Annotated in this window: 20 protein-coding genes; 10 read left to right on the top strand and 10 right to left on the bottom strand. The window is 71.3% G+C overall.

Annotated elements, in window-relative coordinates:
* The first annotated feature begins 264 nt into the window (after positions 1-264).
* Positions 265-720: a helix-turn-helix domain-containing protein gene (locus tag LHA35_RS21295; RefSeq protein WP_408902382.1), complete on the top strand. Its 456-nt coding sequence runs from the start codon at positions 265-267 to the stop codon at positions 718-720.
* Between the two features lie 259 nt (positions 721-979).
* Here the strand turns inward: LHA35_RS21295 and LHA35_RS21290 are convergent, their stop codons facing one another.
* From LHA35_RS21290 to LHA35_RS21275, 4 genes are all read right to left on the bottom strand, one after another.
* Positions 980-1,483 carry a hypothetical protein gene (locus tag LHA35_RS21290; RefSeq protein ID WP_226611810.1) on the bottom strand — a complete coding sequence of 168 codons (504 nt, stop codon included), beginning with the start codon at positions 1,481-1,483 and terminating at the stop codon, positions 980-982.
* Entirely contained in the window at positions 1,473-3,353 is a 1,881-nt protein-coding gene (locus LHA35_RS21285; RefSeq protein WP_226611809.1) for a hypothetical protein, read from the bottom strand. The genes LHA35_RS21290 and LHA35_RS21285 overlap by 11 nt, the downstream gene beginning before the upstream one ends.
* A gap of 342 nt (positions 3,354-3,695) precedes the next feature.
* Complete coding sequence (locus LHA35_RS21280; RefSeq protein WP_226611808.1) at positions 3,696-5,462, bottom strand: hypothetical protein; 1,767 nt, start codon at positions 5,460-5,462, stop codon at positions 3,696-3,698.
* 104 nt (positions 5,463-5,566) lie between these two features.
* Positions 5,567-6,883, bottom strand: a complete 1,317-nt coding sequence (locus LHA35_RS21275) for a tyrosine-type recombinase/integrase (protein ID WP_226611807.1) — start codon at positions 6,881-6,883, stop codon at positions 5,567-5,569.
* 206 nt (positions 6,884-7,089) lie between these two features.
* On the opposite strand from LHA35_RS21275, the gene LHA35_RS21270 reads away from it, so the two are divergent.
* The 3 genes from LHA35_RS21270 (at position 7,090) to LHA35_RS21260 (ending at position 9,998) form a co-directional block, all read left to right on the top strand.
* Complete coding sequence (locus tag LHA35_RS21270; RefSeq protein ID WP_226611806.1) at positions 7,090-7,764, top strand: SDR family NAD(P)-dependent oxidoreductase; 675 nt, start codon at positions 7,090-7,092, stop codon at positions 7,762-7,764.
* 80 nt (positions 7,765-7,844) lie between these two features.
* Complete coding sequence (locus tag LHA35_RS21265) at positions 7,845-9,095, top strand: hypothetical protein (protein ID WP_226611805.1); 1,251 nt, start codon at positions 7,845-7,847, stop codon at positions 9,093-9,095.
* Between the two features lie 102 nt (positions 9,096-9,197).
* On the top strand, positions 9,198-9,998 hold the full coding sequence (locus LHA35_RS21260; RefSeq protein WP_226611804.1) for a hypothetical protein: 801 nt from the start codon (positions 9,198-9,200) through the stop codon (positions 9,996-9,998).
* A 100-nt stretch (positions 9,999-10,098) separates the two neighbouring features.
* Here LHA35_RS21260 and LHA35_RS21255 read toward each other — a convergent pair whose 3' ends face one another.
* Entirely contained in the window at positions 10,099-10,773 is a 675-nt protein-coding gene (locus tag LHA35_RS21255; RefSeq protein ID WP_226611803.1) for a class I SAM-dependent methyltransferase, read from the bottom strand.
* Positions 10,770-11,669, bottom strand: a complete 900-nt coding sequence (gene ubiA, locus LHA35_RS21250; RefSeq protein WP_226611802.1) for a 4-hydroxybenzoate octaprenyltransferase — start codon at positions 11,667-11,669, stop codon at positions 10,770-10,772. Before ubiA ends, LHA35_RS21255 begins: the two co-directional genes overlap by 4 nt.
* Before the next feature lie 28 nt (positions 11,670-11,697).
* Between ubiA and LHA35_RS21245 the strand changes: the two genes are divergently transcribed.
* Positions 11,698-12,429: a 16S rRNA (uracil(1498)-N(3))-methyltransferase gene (locus LHA35_RS21245; protein WP_226611801.1), complete on the top strand. Its 732-nt coding sequence runs from the start codon at positions 11,698-11,700 to the stop codon at positions 12,427-12,429.
* 49 nt (positions 12,430-12,478) lie between these two features.
* On the top strand, positions 12,479-13,822 hold the full coding sequence (locus tag LHA35_RS21240) for a glutamate--cysteine ligase (RefSeq protein WP_226611800.1): 1,344 nt from the start codon (positions 12,479-12,481) through the stop codon (positions 13,820-13,822).
* Between the two features lie 8 nt (positions 13,823-13,830).
* On the opposite strand, the gene LHA35_RS21235 is transcribed toward LHA35_RS21240, so the two are convergent.
* From LHA35_RS21235 to LHA35_RS21220, 4 genes are all read right to left on the bottom strand, one after another.
* Positions 13,831-14,274, bottom strand: coding sequence for a GNAT family N-acetyltransferase (locus tag LHA35_RS21235; RefSeq protein ID WP_226611799.1), 444 nt, complete (start codon positions 14,272-14,274; stop codon positions 13,831-13,833).
* Positions 14,271-15,707 carry a metalloprotease TldD gene (gene tldD / locus LHA35_RS21230; protein WP_226611798.1) on the bottom strand — a complete coding sequence of 479 codons (1,437 nt, stop codon included), beginning with the start codon at positions 15,705-15,707 and terminating at the stop codon, positions 14,271-14,273. The genes LHA35_RS21235 and tldD overlap by 4 nt, the downstream gene beginning before the upstream one ends.
* Before the next feature lie 64 nt (positions 15,708-15,771).
* The gene (locus LHA35_RS21225) at positions 15,772-20,280 is read right to left on the bottom strand and encodes a PAS-domain containing protein (protein ID WP_226611797.1); all 4,509 of its coding nucleotides are present in this window, start codon (positions 20,278-20,280) and stop codon (positions 15,772-15,774) included.
* Entirely contained in the window at positions 20,277-21,356 is a 1,080-nt protein-coding gene (locus tag LHA35_RS21220) for a COX15/CtaA family protein (RefSeq protein ID WP_226611796.1), read from the bottom strand. Before LHA35_RS21220 ends, LHA35_RS21225 begins: the two co-directional genes overlap by 4 nt.
* Positions 21,357-21,443: 87 nt before the next feature.
* Here LHA35_RS21220 and LHA35_RS21215 point away from each other — a divergent pair, with 87 nt between their 5' ends.
* From LHA35_RS21215 to LHA35_RS21200, 4 genes are all read left to right on the top strand, one after another.
* Positions 21,444-22,247 (top strand): glycosyltransferase family 2 protein, encoded by an 804-nt coding sequence (locus LHA35_RS21215; protein ID WP_226611795.1) that lies wholly within the window; start codon positions 21,444-21,446, stop codon positions 22,245-22,247.
* A gap of 145 nt (positions 22,248-22,392) precedes the next feature.
* Entirely contained in the window at positions 22,393-23,091 is a 699-nt protein-coding gene (locus LHA35_RS21210; protein ID WP_264185696.1) for a TVP38/TMEM64 family protein, read from the top strand.
* Between the two features lie 146 nt (positions 23,092-23,237).
* Positions 23,238-24,782: a GMC oxidoreductase gene (locus LHA35_RS21205; protein ID WP_226611794.1), complete on the top strand. Its 1,545-nt coding sequence runs from the start codon at positions 23,238-23,240 to the stop codon at positions 24,780-24,782.
* 82 nt (positions 24,783-24,864) lie between these two features.
* Complete coding sequence (locus LHA35_RS21200; protein WP_226611793.1) at positions 24,865-25,857, top strand: polysaccharide pyruvyl transferase family protein; 993 nt, start codon at positions 24,865-24,867, stop codon at positions 25,855-25,857.
* Positions 25,858-25,930 lie beyond the last annotated feature (73 nt).

Here is a 25,930-nt window from a genome sequence, read left to right as displayed (position 1 = left end):
CCCAGCTGGCGGCGGCGCCCTGCGGTCGGTTCCTCAGATGAGGTTCACGCATCGAGTTTGGCCTCGCCGGGTGCCGAGTCGCGGCCGCTCGGACCGATGCGACGTGGCGAGGATGGCGCGCCCGGCCAAACGGGTCAACGCTAAAGCATCATAAAAGGTCGCGAGAGGAATATAATATAGCGCAAAAGGATTCGTCCGGGCCGAAGAGAATTCCAGGGAGCGGGCACGCCGGGAGCGTGCAAAGAAAACCCTCGAATCCTTCGCTTGGGTGCCCGCGTCCGAATGCTCCACGCCCGTCAACTCATAGCCGCGCGCGCCCTCGCCGGGTGGAGCCAGGAAGACCTCGCGGCAGCGGCCGGGGTGAGCCTGAGCACCGTGCGAGGCCTCGAGGGCGCATCCCGCGACACGAAGTTTTCGAGTGTCGTCGCCATCATTGAGGCACTGCGCCGCCGTGGCGTGGAACTCGCTCAGAGTTCGGAGCGCTTCATGGGAGGCGTACTGGTGGTGCGCGGGAGCCCGTCTGACTGGCTGTGTCCGATGCCGTCGGAGGAGGGCGGTGATCCCTCACGGTCTGTCGCGCACGGCGACAACGGGGTCCTCCTTGGCGGCACCGGCCCCGAACCATCCGGCGGCGACGAGGCGGGACGTGACGCCCCCGCCAATCCAGCGGGCTGCGTCGAGGCGCCCGCGCCGCGCCGCGGGAGGAAAGCCGACCCGTGAGTACGCCTGTCGGTTCGGCTCCGGGCCGGAATGGGCCCGGCGGTGGCAGAGGCGGACCGGGGCTTGTCGACGTGGCAGGCCGGTGACCACGAGGTAGCATACCGGCGCCCGGCCCGTCGGATGCTTGTCGATGGGGGAACCCGGGACGGGAAACCGATGCCTGGGGCACAGCCGGAGTCCTCGCCTTTCGCGCGACGCAGGCCGGGAGCGGAATCTATCGTTGTTGGACTGGAGGCAAACAGCAAGTCGCTCAGCGTCCCTACCGGCCGCGTGCGACACCGCGCTTCGTGGCCACTCGCCCCCGGGGAAGAAGCGTGCGTCCGGCGACGACGTTTGGATCTTCCCGCTCGGCACTCCGTTCTGCGCGTCCGACTCTCTCCTTCGCCGCCTCCTCGACCCGAGCCATTCGCAGCACGAGGGCCGCGTTGACCGAGTCACGCAGCTTCAGGGCACGCTGGAGGTTTGCGACTTCCTCTCGCAGCCGCAGCAACGCGTCCTCCGTGGTTCGGGGTTCCACTACCGGCTCCATCGCCGCCACGACGGCCGCCCGTGCGCGCGGGTAGCGGCAGCCGTCGTGCCCGATGAGCGTGCGCGAACGCCCCGCCTCCCGGGCCACGGTCGAGATGGTGATGCGCAGGCGCCCTAGTTTCGCGAGGCGGGCCAACTCGGGATTCGTTGGCCTCTTCGCCTTGAGGCGTTCGAGCGCCTCCAGGAAGTCGCGCTCTACGCCTTCCGGCGGCTGCCAGGCATTGTCACGCCGCACCGGCCACCTCCACGTGCGGAAACTCCCGGCCGAGCGCCCGCAGCATCGCCGCCGCCTGCTCCGCCCTGGCGCGCACGGCGCGGTACCCACGCGTGTCTCCCTGGTTCACCGCGGCCAGCCAGGCGCCCTGGTTCGCCCGGTACCGCGTCTCCCAGTAGTCGCCGTGCTCGCCGTCGACGGCGAAGCAGCTGCATCCTGCGCAGATGCTCGTCTCGCGGGCCGCGTAATTTGGCTTCTGGTTCCTCCAGCTCGTGGTGCCCGCGACCTCATGGCACCGCGCTTCCTTCGGATTGAAGCCCATGAAGCACTTTCCGTGGGCGGCGAACCAGATGCGGAGGTCGTGCTCCACGACCCACTCCTCGACCGCGACGCGGGCATCCGTGCCCGTTCGGCCTCCGACGACGGCCGCGATCTCCGGGCGGTAGCGCTCGATGATCTCGGCGAAGCGCCCCGCCAGCGCAGGGGGATTCTCGCGCGTGGCCTGAAGGAAGAAGTCGACGGTTCGCTGCATGAGGGAGCTGTCGAAGTCCCCGAGCAACGTCGGGTCCGAGCCCACGTAGCCCTCCGTCATCGCCAGCGAGAGGTGGTGGAACTGCTGGGCCAGGGCCGGGACGAGGCGGTTGTCGATCCGGTTCACGTAGAGCGCGAACGTCGCCCGCCACTGGTGTGTCCTGATGCACCTGCCGCGGCTCCTCCTGTACCGGGCAAGGTCCTCCTCGCGCGGGTTCCTGTCGGGCAGGCGCGAAAGGTCCACGTGCCTCTCGACGAACCTCTTCTGCCCGTCCAGAAGGTTCAGGTTGGTGACGGTGTTGACGGTGCCCGGCTTCCACGGGAGCCCGTTCGCCCGGGACGTGACGATCAGTGACCTGCTCGCCCTCTCGTCCGCAGCGAGGTCGCGCCACGGCCTGAACAGCTCCACGAGCACCTCAACCGCACGGACGGGCGGTGGCAGGAAGTCGGTTCCGACCGGGCGGCTTCCGATGAGCCACTCCGCGTCCACCGGCGCGGAACGCGTCTTGTATAGCTTGCCCTTCAGCAGGAACAGGTCCAGCAGGCCACTGTGACTCCTCCGGACCTCGATGCACGAGGGAATCCCCGCTTGCCCGTCGGTTCCGGCCTCCAGGCCGCAGATCTCTCCGATACGCTGGCCCGCCGCCGACTGGAGCACGATCACCGCCGCGTCGCACACGTTGTTGACGAGCTCGCGCAGCTCCAGCGTGGCCTTCAATGCCTCTGCCCGGGCGACGGTCCCGCCGGGCGCGACGGTGGACAGGGGCGGTCGCCAAGGTGCAGACTCGCCAGGCAGCGTCGAAAACCGGAAGGTGGCGAGGAAGGCTCTGCGTTTCTGCGTCTGCTCCGCGTTGGTCCCACTGTTGGATCTCCGGAACTCGTTGTAGGCCCGCTGGATGGCAATGATGTCGTTCGCTGGGCTGCCGATCATCCTGACGGCGGCCTCCATGATCGGCGCGGCGACCTCATCCGGAAGTGGGCGAACCCAGCCGAGGGCCCTGACTGCGACCCGCTTCGAGATGGCGGCTATGCTCGAGTCCCTGTCCGCGAACGGCTGGAACGGCAGGATAGGCAGGCCCGCCTCCGCGAGGGCGGGTCGTTGGCGCCAGAGATAGCTCCAGACCAGAAGGCGATAGTACGCTGTCCAGTAGCCGATCCCCGCGGTGCGGGCCGCCTCTATCTCCAAGTCGCCGTCCGCGCGTCCATCCTCCGGCAGATCCGCGTCGGATTCGAATGCCTCGTTGTCGCCCTCGACACCTGGGTCGTCCTGTCCGGCCAGGTCCGCGGCGAGGTCCTGGAGGAAGATCCGGAATGCGTCCTCGTCGAGCTGTCCGAAGTGGCCATAGCCCCTCTGGATCATCCAGGATGCAAGGTAGCGGAGCGCGGCTCCCAGCCTTCCGGCGCTGGCGGGCGCCAGAGCGGGCCCGCCGCGCGCATCAGCGATCAGCGACCAAGCCAGGCGCCTGAGGGCGTCCAGCAAGGCGGCATGCCTGGGGTCGGTCAGGCGACTCCCGCATCGGAGTTCCGCATCCCACGAGATGGTCGACTGGCTTGCCTGGTGGCTCGGTACCGGATTGTCGAGGATCCACCGTCGATCGCGCCAGCAGCTCCGGGTCGAGATCCACGGGTTTCCAACCCTTGGCCTGAGATGGAACCCTGCGTCAGAACTGGCAAGTATCTCGGCGGTGGTTCTCGGCATCGGTCACTCCAGTGGAGGCAAACGACGCATGTCCAGCGTCCGTGCCTCCGACAGGACGGACTCGGGAAAGCGCGGGAGCCAGTAGTCGACGAGCCGTCGCCTGACCTGCGCCCACCGGGCCAGCCAGGCCTCGGAGATCACGGCGGCCAGCGCCTCGTCCACGCGGGCAAGTAGGTCGTGTGCCCTTGCACAGGCGACGGGAGATGTCGTGTCCAGCTGGGCGTGCGGGCAGATCGGGCAGCGTCCGTAGGCTTGGCACAGCCGTCCCTGGACCTCGCCGTGCATGGGGCTGGAGTACGGGTCGAGGCAGATCCAGCCCGGGGTGGCGGCGCCCGGATCGCCGCCATCATCTCGCTCGCGCCTGGCGTCGGCGCGATGGCGCATGGACCGATCGCGCAGCATGAGGGCCTGCGCGCCGGACAGGCGCTCCAGGTTTCTCTCCCGGGCCGCATCGGACATGTAGTGGTCGTTGATGACCTGGGCGCTCCGCTGCCCTCCGATCGCCGCCACCATGCGGAGATCGCCTTCGAACAGCTCATGCGCGTGGTCGTGCACCGTGTGCCGGACCTGCTTGAGGGTGAAGCGGCGCAGGTTGTAGTCTTTGCAGAACGAATTCAGTGCCGCGATCCAGCGTGCATCGCCGTTGCTCTTCTGCCGTGACGCGAAAGCCTGGGGGGCCCGCGACCCTCGTGCGAGCGTGAACAGGAAGAGCCGGGTGGCGATGTGTGGCTCGGCAACGCGGCGCAGGCGCTCCGTCCAGATCTTGACGAACTCAAGGAGCGTCGCCGAGTTGTCGATGTCGTCCGTGACGGCGTGGGAGCGCATTTGCCTCCGCCCCGAGCGCCGCTTCAGGGCCCTGCCGCCGATCCTCTCTCTCCCGAGGACGGTGACGCGGGGAAAGTCCTCCTGCTCGCAGGTGAGGATGGTTTCCGGGTTGTAGTCGTAATGAACGGTAAGCAGGAGCACGAAGGGGACGAGATCGCGGGCCGTCGGGTGGAAGCGGCGCAGCACCATCGCCGACCCGTGGATCTCCTCGACGGCGCGTGCGAGCGCAGGATCGACGCGCGCGAGCCCGGCGTCGGTGGGAACAACGCCTGGGAACCTGTCGTCGATGACCGAGAGGCAGGTTCCGATGTCGGAATACGCTCCCCGGGCGGTCCCATCCACAGGGAGGCGCCACCGGTTCGCTGCGATGAGCCTCTGCCCGTCGGCGAAAGCCCTTACCGCCGACGTCACTTCCGCAACGCACGCGCGGTACATCCGCTCGAACTCCTGTCGCTGGATGATGCGGGTTGGCTTCTGCTGCCGATGCGCACCCGGCCACAGGCCGCGCGGCATGTGCAGCGTGGGGTCCAGGTCGGAGGCGAACCGACTGCGCCTGAGGACCTCCACGAACCTGGTGAGCGGCGCAAGGTGCTGCTTCCTCGTCTTTGGTGCCCAGACCGCCTTGCCGCTCTTCGGATCGACGCGCTCGAGCCAGGTGACGAACTGGTTCACCACCGGCGTTGTCAGGCTTGAAAGCCCGAACATTCCACGGCGCTTGGCTGGCACGGCCTCGTCCAGGAACGCGTAGAAGCCTCTCGGTAGGCATTTGACGAACTCGCTCCGCGTGGCGGGCGACTGGCTCGCGCAGGACTCGATCAGCGCATACGCGAACTGCTCCTCAAGCGCAGGGTAGCGCAATAGGAAGGAGGCTGGAATCTTCTGGTCGCCATCCGGATCGCCTGGGCGAGGGAAAATAAGCGTGATTCCGGTTACCCTCCCGTCCACGGAATCGCGTTCGACGCGGGGCGAGTTGGGAGGGGCTTGCCCCGCGGCCCCCGGAGCGAGGTTCGCGTAGGCGTTCCTGCGGCGACCGGAGCTGCGCATGCTGCCTAGACCTCGCCCCTTCCCATCTCGCGGTAGAAGGAGGCCATGTAGTCGCTGGCGGTGGCTTCGAGTTCGTCCACCACGCGGACGTAGAATGCCATCGTGATGGCCACCGTCTTGTGGCCGAGGCGCGCCTGGACGTACTTCCATGGCGTTGGATCGCCCATCATGTGCCTAGCCTGGTAGGTCCAGACCGCGAAGGTGTGGCGCAGGTCGTGGAAGCTGTGCTTCGGCACTGCCTTGAGGTAGAGTTCGCCATTCTCGGGATTTACCTTTGGGACGCGCACGATTAGGCCTGCGGCGACGACCGCGCGTCGGAATGCATCCTGTAGCGTGGCTCTGCGGATCGGACGCCCGACGTGGGCACGCGCCTCGATCCCGTTCACGAACAGCGTCCGGGCGCCTGCAGGCAGGCCAAGCTCCCTGGCCCTTTCCAGCGCCTGCTTGCGCTCGCCCTCAATGTACGCGACCAGCTCGCGAAGGAGCCACGTCGGCACCAGCACCGTGCGCGGCACCATCCCCTTTGTCTCCGTCAGGCGGAGAGGCACCACCGCCCTGGCATCGTCGGGATCCGACGGCAGGAGTGCCAGCACGCGATGGACTGGCATCTTGGCGATCTCGTCCACGCGTGCTCCGGTGTTCAATGCGGTTTCACCCGCGAGCCGGTCACGGCACGGCACACCGGGTATGTTTTCTGACGGTAATGGACCCAGCTCCCGCATCACGAGCCGTGCATCGCGGCCGGTGAGGGGGCGGACCTTGTCGTCCGGTCCGCTGTTGTCCCGCGGCATGAGGTCCGATACCGTAACGACCTCGGGCCGGGAGCCGATGTGCGCGAGCGGGTCGGAGTCGAGGCTTCGCCGGACATGCCGAAGCTCGACGTCGTCAAAGTCCCCGGTGAAGAGCTTCTTGCGGCGGGCCCACGCGTACATCGCAAGGACAGTGCCCAAGCGACGCCGCCTGGAACTCAACGAGAGCGGCCCGTGGGTGGCCAGGGAGATCGTCGCCTCCATGGCGCGCTTGTAGTCCAGCAGGTCGGCACGCCCGACCTCATCCCACGCAAGCCCGCGGGCCCCCAGGTACTTCCACCAGTCATTCAGGTCGTGGGCATGGGCCAGGGCCGTGTTCACGACCCACCGCCTGGAAACCTCGAGGTGCCGTTGCACCAGGAAAAGGAGCGCGGCCTCTACGACCTGTCCGGTATCGGCGTCGACGAGGAAGGGAAACCCGGAGGGGAGGGCTGCGGTGCGGATCTCCGGCGCGACCTCGAAGCCGTCGCCGGGCGGCGGTAGGTCCACTGCGGCCGCCACGTAGGTGTCCACCCCACACCCTCTCCAGCTCCGCTTCGTGCACAGCGCGCGAGGCGATACGCGTGCATTCGACGGCGGTGCAGTGGGTTTGGTCAACACAAAGCGGCCTCTCGAATATCAGGCGCTCGCGAGAAGGCGCGTGAACGGCAAATTGCCGCCCCCTTGCGCAGAAAACGTGCCCGCGGAATGTGTTGATGGGTGGATACGGCTGTGCAGCCGTGAACAACTATCGGCCGTGTATAACCCGGAAGAACCGCGACGGCGCGGAGCGGATGGCCGCCCTGGTGCGGGAGCGGGGCGGGCGGGCGCATGTCCTGACCGGCGACCTGGCCAGGGCAGGGGAGCCGGAGCGGGCAGTGGCGGAGGCCGCGGCGGCGCTCGGCGGGCTGGATGTGCTGGTCTCCAATGCCGGCTTCGCCGACCGCACTCCCATCGCCGGGCTGACCGACGAGGCCTTTGCCGCCAGCCATGATTCCATCGCCTTCGCCCTGCTGCGCCTGGCCCGGGCGGCGCGGCCGCATCTGGTGCAGGGGGAGCATCCGCGCCTCGTCGCCGTCTCCTCCTTCGTCGCGCATGTCTTCCGGCTGGAGCAGCCGCTCTTCCCCGCCTCGGCCGCGGCCAAGGCGGCGATGGAGGCGCTGGTTCGGGTGCTGGCCATCGAATGGGCGCCGGACATCACGGTGAATGCGGTGGCGCCGGGCTTCACCAGGAAGGATCCGGGGGCGCATGCCGCGCTGGACCCGAAGGCCATGGCGGACCGAACCGCCCGCATCCCGCTGCGGCGGCTCGGCGAGCCGGAGGAGGTGGCGGCGGCGATCGCCTTCCTGGCCTCGCCGGCGGCCGGCTACATCACCGGCCAGGTGCTGCATGTGGATGGCGGCATCACCGCCTGAGCGACCATCCTGCTGGTCAGGCGCAAAGCCGGCGCGGCGCGGGCTGGCACCATCCCCGGCGCCGGCGCGATAAGCCCGGCATGCGCGCGCTCCTCCTCCTCGCCTTCCTCCTGCTCCCAATCCTTTCCCGGGCCCAGGACCTCGCCGGCCATGGCGGGCCGGTGCGGGCCCTTGCGGTGCCGGAGGGCGGGGGCCTCGCCTCCGCCGGCTTCGACCAGGCGGTGATCCTGTGGGACCCGGCGGCGGGAAAGGCGCGGCGGGTGATGCGCTGGCATGCGGGGGCGCTCTCCGCCCTCGCGCCCCTGCCGGGGGGAGGCCTGGCCAGCGCGGGGGAGGAGGGTCGGATCGCCCTCTGGCCCGCCGGGGGCGCCGAGCAGCCGCTGCGGGTGCTGGAAGGCCATGCCGGCCCGGTCACCGCGCTGGCCGTCGCGCCGGACGGAACCCTCGCCTCCGCGGGCTGGGATGGCACGGTGCGGGTCTGGGCGGCGGATGGCAGCGCACGGGTGCTGGAGGGACATGCCGGGGCGGTCGGCGGCCTCGCCTGGCGGGCCGGGGGCCTCGCCAGCGCCGGGGCGGATGGCACGATCCGGCTCTGGGACGCGACGGGCGGCCGGGTGCTGGCCGAATTGGGCCTGCCGCAGAACGCCCTCGCCGCCCTGCCCGGCGGGGCGCTGGCGACGGGCGGGGCGGATGGGACGGTGCGCCTGCTCTCCGCCGATGGCGGGGTGCGGGAGCTGGCGGCAGGCAGCCGGCCGGTGGTGGCGCTGGCCGCCGCGCCGGATGGGCGGAGCCTCGCCGCCGCCTCCCTCGGCGGCAGCGTCGGCCTCTGGTCCCTGCCGGAGGGGCGGCTGCGCCATACGCTGGACGGGCCCGGCCTGCCCGTCTGGTCCGTGGTCTTCGCCGCCGATGGGCGGACGCTCTGGACCGGCGGGCAGGACCGGCGGGTGCGGCGCTGGGAGGCGGCGACGGGCGCCCCGCTCGGGCCGCTCGCGCCCGAGGCCGAGGCGGCGCTGCCCGCCGGCGTGGACGCGCATGGCGCCCGGGTGTGGCGCGCCTGCAGCGCCTGCCACGCGCTGACCGAGCAGGAGGGGGTGATGGCGGGGCCGCACCTGCACCGGCTGTTCGGCCGGCGGATGGGATCGGTGCCCGGCTATGCCTATTCCGAGCGGCTGGCGCGCGGCGACATCACCTGGACGCCGGAGACGGTGGCGGACCTGTTCACGCGAGGGCCGGATGTGGTGACGCCGGGGACGCGCATGCCGGTGCAGACGGTGGGGGAGCCGGGCGACCTGGCGGCGCTGCTGCGCTTCCTCGAGCAGACGACGCGGTAGGCCATGCCAAGTAGCGGGCGCTCGGTCTTGGTATGACGCAGGCTTGTTAGTTTATCGTAATTGTGTCATTCGCAATTGGGCACGACAACTGCGGCGGAAACCATGCCAAGGATCTTTAGCGTCGATTTCGAGGCTGAAAGGCCTGGCGATCGGGCCGCCTTGCGGCTCGACCCTCTCCCTGACGGCAAAGCCGACCCGCAACTGGTTCCGGACGCGCTCAAATTCGCCCGAGAGATTGAAGCCGTTAATTTTAAGATCTATGCCGTCTTAGAAAAGATGGAGCGGCTTGGGCAATATAATCTTTACGTTAGGCAGATCGAGGCGGCTGCCAATTGCGGCCTGAACTCCGACGCCAAAGATTTCTTGATTGCTAATTATATGGTGGAACAGATCCAGCGGGATTTCGTGGCCCTGGTCGGGCCGCGCTTCCGCCAGGTTTTCATCCGGAAGCTGACGGTCGTCGCAGGTTGCGTCGGCTTGGTGTCGTTGCTGCTGGGAGTCTTCATCGATCGATTGCCGTCCAGGGTTATTGACCCTCAGCTCCTTTCCCTGGTCCAGGCCGGCGGCTATGTCATGTTCGGTGTCTGCGCCTCGGTATGGCTGTCTACCGTGCTGCGGAACCGGCAGATCGACTGGAACAACCTGAATCTCTTCGACCCCGATGGCTTTTCGGCGCCCTGGCGGCTGATGATCGTTGCCATGGTCACCTTGCTGTTCTGCGTCTTGCTGCATTTGCAGATTATCGACATAGCAATCGCAAAGAACAACCTAACCGCCTTCATGACGGTGCCGACGATCGGCATCCTCGTCGGATTCATCGGCGGACTTGCCGAGGACAGCCTAACCAAGCTGGTGATTGGACGTGTCGGGCAGACCATCGCGACACCGAAGGCTGCAGCCTGAAGCGCTTTCCGGCGAGATGCGCGTGATTCGCGGTAGGGAGCGCGGCCAACCTCTGCTGCTTCAGGCCGGCTTCACGCTCACCGTGCAGCGTGAAGCCGGTCTACGCCCCTGGGTGGAGGGTACTGTGATCGGCCGGGGCAAGGGTACAGACCCGCACCAATCGGTTGTCCCGATCCTCCAGCTCCCGCGTCACCGGCACGTCCAGCCGCGCGATCTCCGCCAGCCCCTCCCGCGGGACATAGGCGCGGCCGGGATCGGCCAGCCAGACCTCCGCCCCCGCCGCCGCCATGGCGCGCAGCCAGGGCAGGATATGGCCGGTCATCGGCGCCTCGTAGCAGACATCCCCGGCCAGGATCAGGTCCCAGCGGCAGGGCGCGCCGACCACGTCGCCATCAAGGGCGGAGACCGCGACCCCGTTCAGCGCGGCGTTCAGCCGGGTGGCGGCGATGGCGAGGGGATCGATCTCGGCCGCCTCCACCAGCGCCGCGCCGGCCTTCGCGGCGGCAATCGCGGCAAGGCCGCAGCCGGCGGCGAAATCCAGCACGCGCTTCCCCGCCACCCGCGCCGGATCATCCAGGATCAGCCGCGCCATGGCTTGGCTGCCCGGCCAGGCGAAGGCCCAGAAGGGCGGCTCGATCCCCTCCGCGCCCAGCCAGGCTTCGGTCGCCTGCCAGATCGGGGTGATCTCGGTGGCGAGGTGGAGCGGGATCTCCGGCACCAGCGCCGGCCGGGCAATGGCGGTCTGGGCGCGGATGAAGGCTTCGGGGTCGGTCACAGCCTGCCGAGCAGGAAGGCGAGGGCGACGGCCAGCCCGACCTCCCGGTTCGCCTTGAACAGGCGGAGGCAATGGGCGGGATCGTGGATGTCGAGCGTCAGGACCTGCCGGGCCAGCAGCGCCGCGGGGAGCAGAAGGCCGGGGAGGTAGACCCAGGACAGGCCGGCCGCCCAGCCCGCGCCTGCCAGGAAGGCCAGCGTCGCGGCATAGCAGGCGGCGAGGAAGGGCCGCGTCCGCTCCCCGAAGCGCAGTGCCGTGCTGCCGATGCCGACCGCCGCGTCGTCCTCCCGGTCCTGATGGGCATAGATCGTGTCGTAGCCAAGGATCCAGCAGAAGCCGGCGGCCCAGAGCAGCAGCGCGACCGCATCCAGCCGGCCGGTCGCCGCCACCACCCCCTGCGGCCCGGCCCAGGAGAAGACGAGGCCGAGCATGGCCTGCGGCCAGTTGGTCACGCGCTTGGCCAGCGGATAGAGCAGGATCGGCAGCAGGGCGCAGAGGCCGAAGAGGATGGCGGCGGGGTTGAGCTGCACCAGCACCAGCAGGCCCACCAGGCAGAGCCCGGCGAGGAAGACCAGCGCCTGGAAGGGCGTGACCGTGCCGGCCGCCAGCGGCCGGTTGCGGGTGCGTTCCACCCGCCGGTCGATGTCGCGGTCCCAGAGGTCGTTCACCACGCAGCCCGCCCCGCGCATGGCGATGGCGCCGATGGCGAAGAGCAGGGTCAGCCGGAGCCCCTCGGCCCAGGAGGGCGCGACGGCCGCGAAGGCCCAGAGGCCGGGAAGGACGAGCAGCCAGGAGCCGATCGGGCGGTCCAGCCGCGCCAGCAGCGCATAGGGCCGCCAGGCCGCGGGCAACCGGGCGACGAGCCCCTGGGTTCGGATATCCGTGTAGCCTTGCACGGCGCTTCTCTTCCAGCGAAAGGGCAGCATGTCCACCCCGCGCCTCTATCTCGACCAGCCGCTGGAGGAGGGGAGGGAGATCCCCGCCACCCCCGCCCAGGCGCATTACCTCGGCGGCGTGATGCGCCGCGCGCCCGGCGACGCGGTGCTGCTGTTCAATGGCCGGGACGGCGAATGGGCGGCGACCATCACGGCGCTCCGCAAGGATCGCTGCGCCTTCCGGCCGGACCGGCCGACCCGGCCGCAGGAGGCCACGCCCGCGGCGCGGCTGCTGGTCACCGCCGTGAAGCGGGACGCCATGGACTGGATGGCGGAGAAGGCGACCGAGCTCGGCATCGGCCTGATCCAGCCCGTCCTGACCCGCCGCAGCATCACGGATCGCGTGAATACCGGGCGGCTCGCCGCCATCGCGCAGGAGGCGGCCGAGCAATGCGGCCGGCTGACCGTCCCGCGCGTCGGCCCGGCCGCCCCCTTGCATGCCGTGCTGGATGCATGGGATGGCACCCCCCTGCTGGTCGGCGATGAGCGGCGGGAGTCGCCGCCGCTCATCCAGGCGGCGCAGACCCTGTCGCGCGGCACCGCCTGGGCCTGGCTGGTCGGGCCGGAGGGCGGGTTCGAGCGGGCGGAGCTTGACGATCTCCGCCGCCGTGCCTTTGTTTCGACGGTTTCCCTCGGGCCCCGCATCCTGAGGGCGGAGACGGCGGCGGTGGCGGGCCTTGCGGTCCTGCAGGCGCTGGCCGGTGACTGGAACACTCTCTGATCGTGCGCCGGGCGGCTCGCCCAGGGCCCGACGACACTGGAAGGGCAGGATGTCGAATCCCGGCGAGGCGGACCTGACGCCGATCACCTCCGTGCGGCAGCTCGCCGAATGGTTCGCCGCCGGCAGCAAGCCGCGCGGGAGCTGGAAGGTCGGCACGGAGCACGAGAAATTCGGCTTCTATCGTGAGGGCTACGCGACGCCGCCCTATGAGCCCGACGGCATCCGGGCGATCCTGGAGGGGTTGCAGGCCCGGGGCTGGGCGCCGATCAACGACAACGGCCACCCGATCGGGCTGAAGCGCGGCACCGCCTCCATCAGCCTGGAGCCGGCGGGGCAATTGGAACTGTCGGGCGCTGCGGTGGAGGACCTGCACGCCACCTGGGCCGAGTTGCAGCAGCATCTGCGGGAGGTGCATGAGGTGACGGGGCCGATGGGCATCGGCTTCGCGCCGCTCGGCTTCCACCCGCTCCATAGGCGGGAGCAGATGCCGTGGATGCCGAAGGGCCGCTACGCCATCATGCGGCGCTACATGCCGAAAGTCGGTTCCCTCGGCCTCGACATGATGCTGCGGACCTGCACGGTGCAGGCCAATCTCGACTATGGCGACGAGGCCGACATGGTCGAGAAGCTGCGGATCAGCCTGGCGCTGCAGCCGGTGGCGACCGCGCTGTTTGCCAACTCCCCCTTCACCGAAGGGAAGCCCAACGGCTTCCGCAGCATGCGGGCGCAGGTCTGGACGGATACGGATGGCGCGCGCACCGGCATCCCCGCGGTGGTGTTCGAGAAGGGCTTCGGCTTCGAGCGCTTCGCTGAATGGGTGCTCGACGTGCCCATGTACTTCGTGATGCGCGACGGCCGGTGGCTGGACGCGGCGGGGAAGAGCTTCCGGGCGTTCCTGGACGGCCAGCTGGACGTTCTGCCCGGCGAGCGTGCGACCATGGGCGACTTCGCCGACCATGTGACCACCGCCTTCACCGATGTGCGGCTCAAGCGCTTCCTCGAGATGCGTGGCTCGGATGCCGGCAGCCCGGCGATGATCGTGGCGCAGCCGGCGCTCTGGGCCGGGCTGCTCTATGACGACGCGGCGCAGAAGGCGGCGGCGGCGCTGGTGCGGGACTGGACGGTGGAGGAGATCCGGGCGCTGCGCCTGGCGGTGCCACGCGACGCCCTGGGCGCCACGATCCGCGGCCGGCGGGTGCGGGACGTCGCGCGGGATGTGGTGGCGATCGCGCGGGACGGGTTGAAGGCGCGGGGCCTGGGCGAGGAGGTCTATCTCGCGCCGCTCGACGAGATCGTGGCGAGCGGCCTGACCCAGGCCGACCGGCTGCTGCAACTGCATGCGCGCGCCTGGGGCGGCGATGCCAGCCGGGCGCTGCTGCACGCGGAGGTGTAGGCCCGGGATCAGGCGATCGGCTTCACCATGAAGACCCGCGAAAACCCCTTCTCCTCCCGCCGTTCCGTCTCGGCATAGCCACGCTTCGCATAGAGGCCGATGTTCCGCGCCATCAGCGCATGGGTGTAGAGCCGCACTTCCGGCAGCCCGCGCCTTCGCGCCTCGGCCTCCACGAAATCCAGCAGCACGCGGCCATCGCCCGTGCCCTGCCGCGCCGGGTCCACGGCGATGTTGTCCAGCATCAGGTGGTCCGGATGCGCCTCGATGACCACGAGGCCGCGGATCGCGCCGCCCTCCTCCAGCACCCAGGCCTCGCCGGCGGCGATGCGGCCGGGGTAGTCATCCTCCATCGGCCCCGGGCGCCGGCCGATCACCGGCACCCAGGGGGCGTAGGCGCGCGCGACGAGGGCCGCCAGCAGCGGCGCCTCCTCCGCGCGCGCCGGGCGGATCAAACGGCGGTCCCGCCCACCGTCAGCCCCGCGAGCTTCAGGGTCGGCTGCCCGACGCCCACCGGCACGCCCTGGCCCTGCTTGCCGCAGGTGCCGATGCCGGGGTCGAGCGCCATGTCGTTCCCGACCATCGCCACCTTCGTCAGCGAGTCCGGCCCGTTGCCGATCAGCGTCGCGCCCTTCACCGGCGCGCCGACCTTGCCGTCCTCGATCAGATAGGCCTCGGAGGCGGAGAAGACGAACTTGCCCGAGGTGATGTCCACCTGCCCGCCGCCGAAATTCACGGCATAGAGCCCGCGCTTCACGCTGCGCAGGATCTCCTCCGGCGTATGGGCGCCGCCGAGCATGACGGTGTTGGTCATGCGCGGCATCGGGATGTGCGCATGGCTCTGCCGGCGGCCGTTGCCGGTCGGCGCCACGCCCATCAGCCGGGCATTCTGCCGGTCCTGCAGGAAGCCGACCAGCACGCCATCCTCGATCAGCACGGTGCGGTTGCTGGGCGTGCCCTCGTCATCCACCGTCAGGCTGCCGCGGCGGTCCGGGATGGTGCCGTCATCCACCACCGTCACGCCCGGCGCCGCGATCCGCTGGCCGAGCAGGCCGGCGAAGGCGCTGGTCTTCTTGCGGTTGAAGTCGCCCTCCAGCCCATGCCCGATCGCCTCATGCAGCAGGATGCCGGGCCAGCCGGGGCCGAGCACCACCTCCATCTCCCCGGCCGGGGCCGGGATGCTCTCAAGGTTCACCAGCGCCTGGCGCAGCGCCTCCTGCACCGCGCCCTGCCAGACCGGCTCGGCGACGATGCGGGCATAGTCGAAGCGGCCGCCCATGCCGTGGCTGCCGGTCTCCCGCCGCCCGTCCTGCTCCACCACCACCGAGACGTTCAGCCGCACCAGCGGGCGGAGATCGGCCACGCGGGTGCCGTCGGGGCGCAGGATCTGCACCGCCTGCCATTCACCGGCGAGCGAGGCCATGACCTGCTTCACCCGCGGGTCGCGGCCGCGGGCATAGGCGTCGATCTCGGCCAGCAGCTTCGTCTTGGCGGCGAAATCCAGCAGCGCCAGCGGGTTGGCGTCCTCGTACAGCCGGGCATTGGTGGCGCGCGGCGCGATATCCAGCGTGCCGGAGCGGCCCTGGCGCACCGCGCCCACCGTCTCCGCCGCCCGCTTCAGCGCCGCCTCGGACAGCTCGCCGGCATGGGCGTAGCCCGCGGCCTCCCCGGCCACGGCGCGCAGGCCGAAACCCTTGGTGGCATCGAAGCTCGCCGAGCGGATGCGGCCGTCATCAAGCGAGATCACCTCGCTCTCGCGGTATTCCAGGAAGAGCTCGCCATCCTCGGCGCCCTGCAGCGCCTCCTTCAGGATGCGCTCGGACCCCGCGCGGTCCAGCTCGGCGAAGAACAGGCGGTCGGTGACGGAAAGCGGTGTGTCGAGCGGCATCGGGTGGCTTTCCTTCCTTGCGGGATGGGGCGGTCCGGGCCCCGCGCTGTGGCCAGCGGACCGGTCAGGCGGCAAGCGGTGTCAGCAATCGGGATTTCGGGAAGCGCAGCACCGCGGTGGTGCCATCGCCGGGCATGCTCTCCAGCGTCAGCGTCGCCCCCTGGGCCTCGGCCAGCGCCCGGGACAGATATAGGCCGAGGCCGGAGCCGGAGAAGCGCCGCGCCAGCGACGAATCGAGCTGGGTGAAGGGCTCGAAGGCGCGCGGGATGTCCTCCGGCCGCATGCCGATCCCGCTGTCGGCCACCTTCAGCACCAGGTCGCCCTCCGGCTCCTCGGCGGCGGAGATGGTGACCCGGCCGCCACCGGGGGTGAATTTCACCGCGTTGGAGAGGAGGTTCAGCAGCACCTGGCGCAGCCGCAGCTCATCCGCCCGGACCAGCGGCAGCACCGGCGGCAGCTCGGCCTCCACCGAGACGCCGGCCGCCGTGGCCGTCGCCTGCATCACCCGCACCGCGCCCTCGACCAGCGGGATCACATCGACCTCGCCCTCCATGGTCGGGAAGCCCGTGGTTTCCGCCCGGGTGACATCGAGGATGTCATCGATGAGGGCGAGCAGGTGCCGCCCCGCCTCATGGATGGAGCGGACATACTCCTTGCCCCGCTCCGGGTTCGGATCGGCCGTGATCGCCTCGGAGAAGCCGATCACGGCGTTCAGCGGCGTCCGCAGCTCGTGGCTCATGGTGGCGAGGAAGCGGGACTTCGCCCGGTTCGCCGCCTCGGCGGCGTCCTTCGCCCGCTCCAGCTCGGCGCGGATGCGGCGGTCCTCGGTGACATCCGTCAGCGCCAGCACCCAGCCGCCATCCGGCACGGGCTCGGAGGCGATCTCCAGCACCACGCCGTTCGGGCGCGTGCGGACGCTGCGGCGCGGTTGCCGCCGGTCGCGCGCCTTGAAGGCGGCGGCGATGGCGCGGCCCGCCTCGCCCTCGCCATACTCGCCGCGTGCCTGCAGGTGGTCGACGAAGCCTGCGAAGCTGCCGCCGGGCGCCATGATCTCCGGCGGCAGGTCGAGCAGGGCCAGGAAGACCGGATTGACCGCCAGGATGCGGCCTTCCCGGTCGAAGAGGGCGATGCCGTGCCGGATGTGGTCCAGCATCGCCTGCAGGATGCCGGCCCGCCGCTGCGCCTCCGCCTCCGCCCGCGCCAGCGGGGTGATGTCGGACATGGTGATGACGAAGCCGCCATCCGGCGTCGGGTCGGAGGTCACCTCGATGATCCGCCCGTCGCGGTTGGGCCGGACGTAGCGCGCGGGGCGGGAGCGGTCGAGCTTCCGCGCCATGGCGGCTGTCGTCTCGGCATCGCCGCCGACCGAGCCATGCCGGAGCTGGTGGGCGATGATCTCGTCCAGCGACACGCCCGGGGCCAGGATCTCGCGGGGGTAGCCGCCGAGATCGGCGGCGAGCGCATTCGCCGCGATCACCCGGCGGTCCGGGCCATAGTAGCAGATGGCGTGGCGCATGCTGTCCAGCATCACCTGCAGCACGCCCGCCCGTTGCCGTGCCGCGGCCTCCGCCTCGGTCAGCGCGGTGATGTCGCTGTAGGTGGCGACGAAGCCGCCATCCGGCGTCGGGTCGGTGAAGATCTCGATGACGCGGCCGTCCGGGCGCGGCCGGATATGGCGATGCGGCTTCGAATAGTCGTCCTGCAACCTGGCCTGCAGGGCTTCCGGCGTGATCATGCCGGCGCGGAGCGCGGCCTCGGCCAGCTCCGCCGCATGCGCGCCCGGTTGCAGCAGCGCGGGCTCGATGCCGTTGAACTCGGCGGCCAGGCGGTTCGCCATCACCAGGCGCTTGTCCCGGTCGAACTGCGCGATGCCATGCCGCATGTTGTCGAGCATGAGCTGGAGGATGCCGGCCCGGTCCGAGGCCTCGGACTGCGCCTTCGCGAGTTCGGTGACATCGGTATGGGTGAGGACGAAGCCGCCATCGGGCGTCGGGTCGGAGCCGATCTCGAAGACCCGGCCATCCCGCTGGCGGCGGCGATAGCGGATCGAGCGGCTGCGGTCGAAGCCAAGGATCTCGCGCAGCCGTGCCTCGGCCTCCGCCCCCTCGCCGAACTGGCCGGCTGCGTGCTGCTCGCGTGCCAGGTCGTCGAACAGGACGCCCTGCCGCCCCCGCAGGTCGGGAATCGCGTAACCCGGCCCCGCCAGCCGGTTGGCGGTGACCAGCCGGCGGTCGGGCCCGAACAGCATCAGGGCGTGGCGCATGCTGTCGAGGGCATCGCGCAGCATGCCGGCCTGTTGCCGCGCCTGTTCCTCCGCCCGCACCCGCGCCGTGACGTCGGTGAAGCTGACGACGAAGCCGCCATCCGGCGTCGGCTCGCTGAACACCTCGACCCTGCGGCCATCGGGCAGGGTCCGCTCGCTCCGTCCGGACCGGGTGCGGTCCACGGCGAGCATCGCCTCCATCATCACCGTCGCCTGCGGCTCCGGCCCGAAATGGCCGCGGTCGCGCTGCCGCCGGATCAGCGTCTCCAGCGTGACGCCCGGCACCACATCCTCGGGCGCGAGCCCGGCCAGGTCCAGCGCCAGGGCATTCACCGCCTGCAGGCGGCTGTCCGGCCCGTAGATCAGGAGGCCATGGCGCATGTTGTCGAGCGCCGTCTGCAGCATCGCGGCGCGGGAGGCGGCGGCGGCCTCCGCTGCCGCCAGGGGGGTGATGTCGGAGAAGGTAATGGCGAAGCCGCCATCCGGGGTCGGGTCGGAGACCACCTCGATCAGGCGTCCCGCCGGGTTGCGGCGCTGGTAGCGGATCGGCTGCGCGCGATCCATCGCCAGCATCCACTGCACCGTCGCCTCTGCCTCCGGCCCCGATCCGAAGACGCCCGCCGCCTGTTGCAGGCGCAGGACCTCGGCATGGGTGGTGCCGGGCCGCAGCGCCTCCTCAGGCGCGCCGCTGAGGGTCGCGGCCAAGCGGTTGGCGGCGATCAGGCGGCGGTCGGGGCCGAAGAGCTGGATGCCGTGCCGGATGACATCCAGCATCACCGCCTGGATCGCGGTGCGCTGATTGGCCTTGGCTTCCGCCCGGGCGCGGGCGGTGACGTCGGTCCAGGTGACGACGAAGCCGCCATCCGGCGTCGGGTCGGACTCGATCTCGATGGTCCTGCCTTCGGGCGTGGTGCGCTCGTAGCGGGCCGGATGGGCGCGATCGAGGCCGATGATGCGGGCCGCCTCGGCCTGCGCCGCCGGGCCGCTGCCGAAAGCGCCGGCCCGGCACTGCGCTGCGACCACCTCCTCGAAGGGGGTTCCCGGCAGGGCGGCCTCCAGCGGCGTGCCGCTGAGGGTGCTGGACAGGGTGTTGGCCGCCAGCAGCCGCCGGTCCGGGCCGAAGAGCGCGATGCCGTGCCGCATGTTGTCGAGCATCGCCTGCAGCAGGCCGGCGCGGGCGGTCGCCTCGGTGCGCGCGGCGTGCAGCGCGGTGATGTCGGTGGTCACCTGCACCGTGCCACCATCCGGCATGGGCGCGTAGCGGATATCGATCACCTTGCCATCCGGCCGGGTCCGCTGGCGCGGGGCGAGCCGGCGCGGCGGCGCGTTCAGGTGCGCCAGGGCCAGGGCGTGCGGATCGCCCGGCCCGTACTCGCCCTGCTCGGCGCGGCGGCGCGCGATCGCCTCGCGGTGCTCGCCGACCGCCGCCTCGGCCCCGGCCATGATGGCCTGGTGGGCGGCATTGACCATCGCGACCCGCCCGTCCCGGTCGAAGACCACGACGCCATGCGGCAGGGAGGCGAGCACGCCGTCCAGCATCGCGGCCCGGCGCTGCGCCTCGTCCTCCGCCCGCGTCGCGGCGGTGATGTCGGTCACCTCGAGGATGTAGCCGCCATCGGGCAGGGGCTGGCTCTCGAAGCGCAGGACCTGCCCGTCCGGCTGCCTGCACTGGCAGGTGCACGGGCGGGCGCGGTCGAGGCCGAGGCAGTCCGCCACCGCCGCCTCGCCGAAGGCACCGCGCTCGGCCAGGAGGCGGCAGAGGCTTTCCTGGGAGGTGCCGGGCCGGACGGTGCCGCTCGGCAGGCCGAGCAGCGCCTCGAAGGCGGGGTTGGCGAAGACCAGGCGATGCTCGGCGTCATAGGCGGCCACGCCCCCATGCAGGCGGGAGAGCAGGCCCACCAGCTGCCGGTTCGGGGCCTCGGCCGTCGCCGTCGCGGCGGCAGGGTCGCTCACCTCCATCAGGATGGCGACGAAGCCGCCCTCCGGCAGCGGCGTCGTGATCTGGTCGAAGCAGGCGCCGTCGGCCCGGCGGAACCGGCGGCGGGAAGGGCGGGTGGGATCGGCCCCGGACTGACCGGCGGCCAGGGCGTCCGGATCGCCGGGGCCATGGACGCCATGACGGGCAAGCTGCCGGACCAGCGCCTCCAGCGGCGTCCCCGGCGGGACCGTATCGGCCCTGAGGCCGGTGATCCGCCAGGCCGCGGCATTGGCGAAGGCCAGGGTCCGGTCGGGCCCGATGACCCAGACCCCGAGGGGCAGCGCCGCGAGGGCGGTGGCCAGCGCCGCGTCGGCGGCCCCGTGCTGGGTCATTTGGCTCTCCGGGGTTCCCGCAGGGCATGCAGGGCGATGAGGGCGGCGGTCAGCACCAGCACCGCGCAGGCCTGGTGCAGCGTGCCGAGCCAGACCGGCACCACCAGCAGCAGCGCGGCGACGCCGAGAGCATATTGCAGGCAGGCGGCGCCGGCGAGGCCGAGGCAGGCCTGCCGCGCCGGGCCGGCCGGCAGGCGCCGCCAGCCGGCGAAGGCCGCGCCCAGCGCCGCCAGGGTGGCCAGCGTCGCCAGCAGGCGGTGGTTGAACTGCACCGCAGGGATATTGGTGGTGAGATTGGTCCAGAGCGGCTCGAGCCGCCAGTAGCCCTCCGGCACCCAGCGCCCCTCCATCAGGGGGAAGGTGTTGTAGTCGAAGCCGGCCCGGATGCCGGCGACGAAGCCGCCGGCCAGCATGGTGGCGACCAGCAGCCAGACCGCCGCCTTGACCTGCCGCCGGACGGAGCGCGTCGCCGGGTGCGGCGCCGCCGGCTGCGGTCGCAGCAGGGAAAGCCCGGTCCAGAGCAGGGCGGCATAGAGCACCAGGGCGAGGCCGAGATGCGTGACCAGCCGATAGGGCGAGACGGCGGTGCGGTCCGCCTCGAAGCCCGAGGCGACCATGAACCATCCGACCGCGCCCTGCAGCCCGCCGAGCGCGAGCAGCAGCAGCAGGCGCGGCTTCAGCCCGGCCGGGATGCGCCCGCGCAGCCAGAACCAGAGCAGCGGCAGGGCATAGGCGAGGCCGATCAGCCGGCCCCAGAGCCGGTGGAACCACTCCAGCCAGAAGATCTCCTTGAAGCCCGCCAACCCGAAGCCCTGGTTGACCAACGCGTACTGCGGAATGGTGCGGTACAGGTCATAGAGCCGCTGCCACTCCGCCTCCGACAACGGCGGCAGGGTGCCCGAGAGCGGCGCCCATTCCATGATCGACAGTCCCGACCCGGTCAGGCGCGTGGCGCCGCCGATGGCGACCATGGCCCAGACCATGCCGGCCACGGTCAGCAGCCAGAGCGCGATGGGGCGGGAATTCGGCTGGGTGCGGTCCGCCGCGGCGGCGGAGGTCTGGACGTCGAATGGCATGCCGGAAGTATAGGGTGCCGGTGCGGCTGACGCATCCGTGGGGGCTGCGGCTTGCAGGGGGGGCGGCAGGCTGCTACCCGCGCGGCCATGCCCTCCGCCGAGACCGCGGCGCCGGCTGCCGCGGCGCTGGCATCGCCGGGTGCCACCGGCAGGCCCGCCGCCCCCGATCCGCTGCCGCTCTCCGTCGTCATCCCGGTCCGCAACGAGGCGCCGAACATCGCGCCCCTGGTCGCGGAGATCGAGGCGGCGCTGGCCGGCATCGGGCATGAGATCGTCTATGTGGATGACGGTTCCTCGGACGGGACGGTCGCGGCGCTGCGCGCGGTGGCGGCCGGCGCGCCGGTGCGCTTCCTCCGCCACCGTGCCAGTTGCGGCCAGTCGGCGGCCATCGTCACCGGGGTGAAGGCGGCGCGCGGCATCTGGATCGCGACCCTGGACGGGGACGGGCAGAACGACCCGGCGGACATCCCGCGCCTGCTGGCGCGCGCCCAGAGGGAGGCAGGGGCCGGGGGCGGCGCCATCCTGGTCGCCGGCCATCGCGTCACGCGGCGGGATTCCTGGGTGAAGCGCCGCTCCAGCCGCATCGCCAACCGGGTGCGCGCGCGGCTGCTGAAGGACAACACGCCGGATACCGGCTGCGGCCTGAAGGTCTTCCCGCGGGCGCTCTTCCTGGAACTGCCGCATTTCGATCACATGCACCGCTTCCTGCCGGCGCTGGTGCTGCGCCAGGGCGGGCGGGTGGTGAGCGAGCCGGTGAACCACCGGCCGCGGACCCGCGGCGCCTCCAATTACGGCACGCTCGACCGGCTGGCCGTCAGCCTCTTCGATCTGGTGGGCGTCGCCTGGCTGCAGCGCCGCTGGAAGCGGCCGGCGGTGGAGGCGGGGGAATGATGCTTGGCGCATGAAGGCCCGACCCGCCGGCCGGTGGGGCGGGCCGGGCGCGCGACAGCGCGCCGCGGCACCTGCCGCGAAGCCAGGGCCCGAGGGGCCGCCGGCATCCGGGGCATGACATGCGCCAGCATGCCATGAGCCGGGCATGACCGAAGGCGCCGCCGCGCCCGGCCCGGCGAGGCTGCGGGCGGCCGGCAAGCTGGTGCTGCTCGCGGCCGGGCTGGTGCTGGGCGGGCTGCTGCTGCGGGCGCTGGGGGCGGCGCCCGGCACCGACTGGGTCGATCTGTACATCCGCGACCAGGGCCTGACGGGGGAGGCGCTCTTCCTGCTGGCCGGGGCCGCGGCCGCGGCCGCCGGGCTGCCGCGGCAGGGCGTCGCCTTCCTCGGCGGCTACGCCTTCGGCGCCGTGCTCGGCACGGTGCTCGGCCTGGCCGCGCAGGTGCTGGGCTGCGCGCTCGCCTATGCCTGGGCGCGACTGGTGGGGCGGGACTGGGCGGAGCGGCGCCTTGCCGGGCGGTTCGGCCGGCGGCTGCGGCCGGTGCGGGACGTGCTGGCGGAGAGCCCCTTCGGCGCCACCCTGGCGCTGCGCCTGCTGCCGGTCGGCAACAACCTGGCGCTGAACCTGCTGGCCGGGCTGGCGGGCATTGCCGCGCTTCCCTTCCTGGCCGCCTCGGCGCTCGGCTACCTGCCGCAGACCATCGTCTTCGCCCTGCTGGGCAAGGGGGTCCGGGTCGATGGCCTCTGGCAACTCGGGCTTGCCGGCCTGCTCCTGCTGGCCTCGCTCGGGATCGGCCTCGTGCTGCTGCGGCGGGCGCGGGCGGGGCGGGCCATGGCCGAATCCTGATTGCGGCCCGGAAGGCACACCACAACTCTGGATTGCTGTGCTGCGCTGCAAAATCTTGTAGTTTGCCTGGGACTCTGTAGGTTCACGCCCTCGTGAGTCCGGCCGTGGCGGGTACGGGCAACGCACGCACAAGGGTGCCGGGCCACATGCAGATGACGGACTCCTCCAGCGCGGCCGATCTCGCGCGCCCCTATGATGCCGTGGTGGTCGGCACCGGCGCCGGCGGCGCGAGCCTGGCCCTGCGGCTCGGCCAGCACGGCCTGCGCGTTCTGCTGGTGGAGCAGGGGCGGCGGCTGGAGGTGCAACGGGAGGCGCCCAGTGCCCCGGTCGGGCGGTTCATCTCCCAGGTGATGGGCAGCCGCGAGACGCCGCTCGAGATCGTGGGCGGCCGGACCAAATTCTACGGTGCGGCGCTCTACCGCTTCCGCGAGAGCGACTTCCGCGAGGTGCGGCATGAGGGCGGCACCTCCCCCGCCTGGCCGATTACCTATGCCCAACTCGAACCCTATTACGAACAGGCGGAGAGGCTGTTCAAGGTGCATGGCGCGCCGGATGGCGACCCGACCGAGCCGCCGCGCGCCAGCCCCTATCCCCACCCGCCGATCCCGCACGGGCCGATCGTGGCGAGGATGGTCGAGCGGCTGGCGAAGACCGGCACCCGCACCGCCGCCATCCCAAGCGGCCTCGACTACGGGCCGGGCGGGCAGTGCGTGCTCTGCCCGACCTGCGATGCGCATTACTGCACGCTCGACGCCAAGATGGATGCCGATACCGCGGCGCTGCGGCCGGCGCTGCGCACTGGCAATGTCCGCCTGGCGACGAACACGGAATGCCTCGCGGTGCTGACCGACAGCGAGGGCCGCCGCGCCACCGGCATCCGGGTGCGGCATGCGGGCGAGGAGCATGTGGTCCGCGCCGATGTCGTGGCGATCTGCGCCGGCCTGCCGGGATCGGCCACGCTGCTGCGCCGGTCGCGCACCGGCCACCATCCGGAGGGGCTCGGCAATGCCGGCGGCGCGCTCGGGCGCTATCTGGGCGGCCATTCCGTCGGGATGATCTTCCCCTTCGTCAGCCTGAAGACGGTGCCGGCCTTCTACACCAAGACCTTCGCCATCAACGAGTTCTACGACGAGGCGCCGGGCTGGCCCTATCCGGCCGGCGTCATCCAGGTGGCCGGCCAGATGCCCTTCTGGGAGGAGGCCGGGCGGCTGATGCGGCCGATCGCCAGGCTCGTCGGCACGCACAGCCTGATGTGCTTCTACATGACCGAGGCGCTGCCGACCCGCGAGAGCGGCTTCCGCTTCGATGGCGACCGCCTCGGCGCGAAGACCGAGCCGGTGCACAACTTGGCTACCTTCAACAAGCTGCGGGACCTCGCGGTCGCCGCCTTCCGCCGCGCCGGCTATCCCTCGCTCGCCCGCAAGCGGCCGCCCTATCTCTGGCACGAGGTGGGCACGGCGCGGTTCGGTACGGATCCCGGCCACTCGGTGCTCGACCCGGACTGCCAGGTGCATGGCGTGCGGGATCTCTATGTCGTGGACGCCTCCACCCTGCCTTCGGCCGGGGCGGTGAATACCGCGCTCACCATCGTCGCACTCGCGCTGCGGGCGGGCGACCACATCGCCCGCCGCTCCACCCTCGAGGCCGGCCGCGGTGCCGTGCCGGCCGGCGCATTGCACGCGCCGCATTGACCCACCCGCCGGGCAGCCGAACCTCCGGCGCGGCTGCCCGTCCCACCGCCCCTGCGGCGCCGAGGTCGCGAAAGGCCCTTCCATGCGACTCATTCACTACCGCACCAAGGTCCCCAATTTCGGGGACGACCTGAACGCCGTGCTCTGGGAAGGGCTGGTGCCCGGGCTGTTCGACGGTGATCCCAGCACCGGCTTCACCGGCATCGGCACCATCATCGGCATGCCCTGCGGCGAGGTGCCGCGGCTGCATGTCTTCTCCAGCGGCGTCGGCAACGATCCCATCGAGCGCTGGCGGGACAAGCAGGTGGAGTACTGGTGCGTGCGCGGCCCGATCTCGGCCCGGATCCTCGGCCTGCCGGCGGACCGCGCGATCACCGACGGCGCCCTGCTGGTGCCGCTGCTGCGGGACTATCCGAAGGCCGCAACCGGCACCGGCGGCACGCTGGTCATTCCGCATTTCCAGACGCTGGACCATCCGGGCTGGCCAGAGGTCGCGGCGCTGACCGGCTTCGAACTGCTCGACCCGCGGGCCGATCCGCTCTCCGTCATCCGGCGGATCGCGGGGGCGCGGCTGGTGCTGACCGAATCCCTGCATGGCGCGATCCTGGCCGATGTCTACGGCATCCCCTGGATCGCCTTCGCCACCTCGAAGCATTTCGGCATCCCGAAATGGATCGACTGGACGGCCTCCATCGGGCGGGATCTGGACCTGCACATCGTGCCGCCGCCCGATCCCGGGCCGGTCCTCGCCTACGGCCGCCCGGCAGGACCCTATGGGCAGCGCCTGCGCTTCGACGCGGCGGCCGGCCTCGCGCAGTTCCGCGAGCGGATCGGGCCGGTCGCGGCGCCCGCGCCGGTCTCGTTGAAGGCCAGGCTGAAGGCGGCGCTGAAGCGCTCCCCCCTGGCCCGCAGCCTGCTGGGCCTCAGCCCGGCCCGCACGGCCGAGGCGCTGACCCGCCTGGCGGGAGCCGAGCCGGCCCTCAGCGAGGCGCGGCTGCGGGAGGAGTTGCGGGACCGGATGGTGGCGCGGCTGGGCGCGCTGGCCGCCGCGCAGGGTCGCCGGCTGGCGGCGTGACACCGAAGGCCCGGATGCGTAGCGCATCCGGGCAGGAGCGCCGCCTTTGCGGCGGGCCGCGGCCGGGCGTCCC

Origin of the sequence: Roseicella aerolata, from assembly GCF_020523605.1 — a bacterium.
Lineage (GTDB): Bacteria > Pseudomonadota > Alphaproteobacteria > Acetobacterales > Acetobacteraceae > Paracraurococcus > Paracraurococcus aerolatus.
Note: the sequence above shows the minus strand (reverse complement) of the source record. Positions and strands in the feature narration are given on the sequence as shown.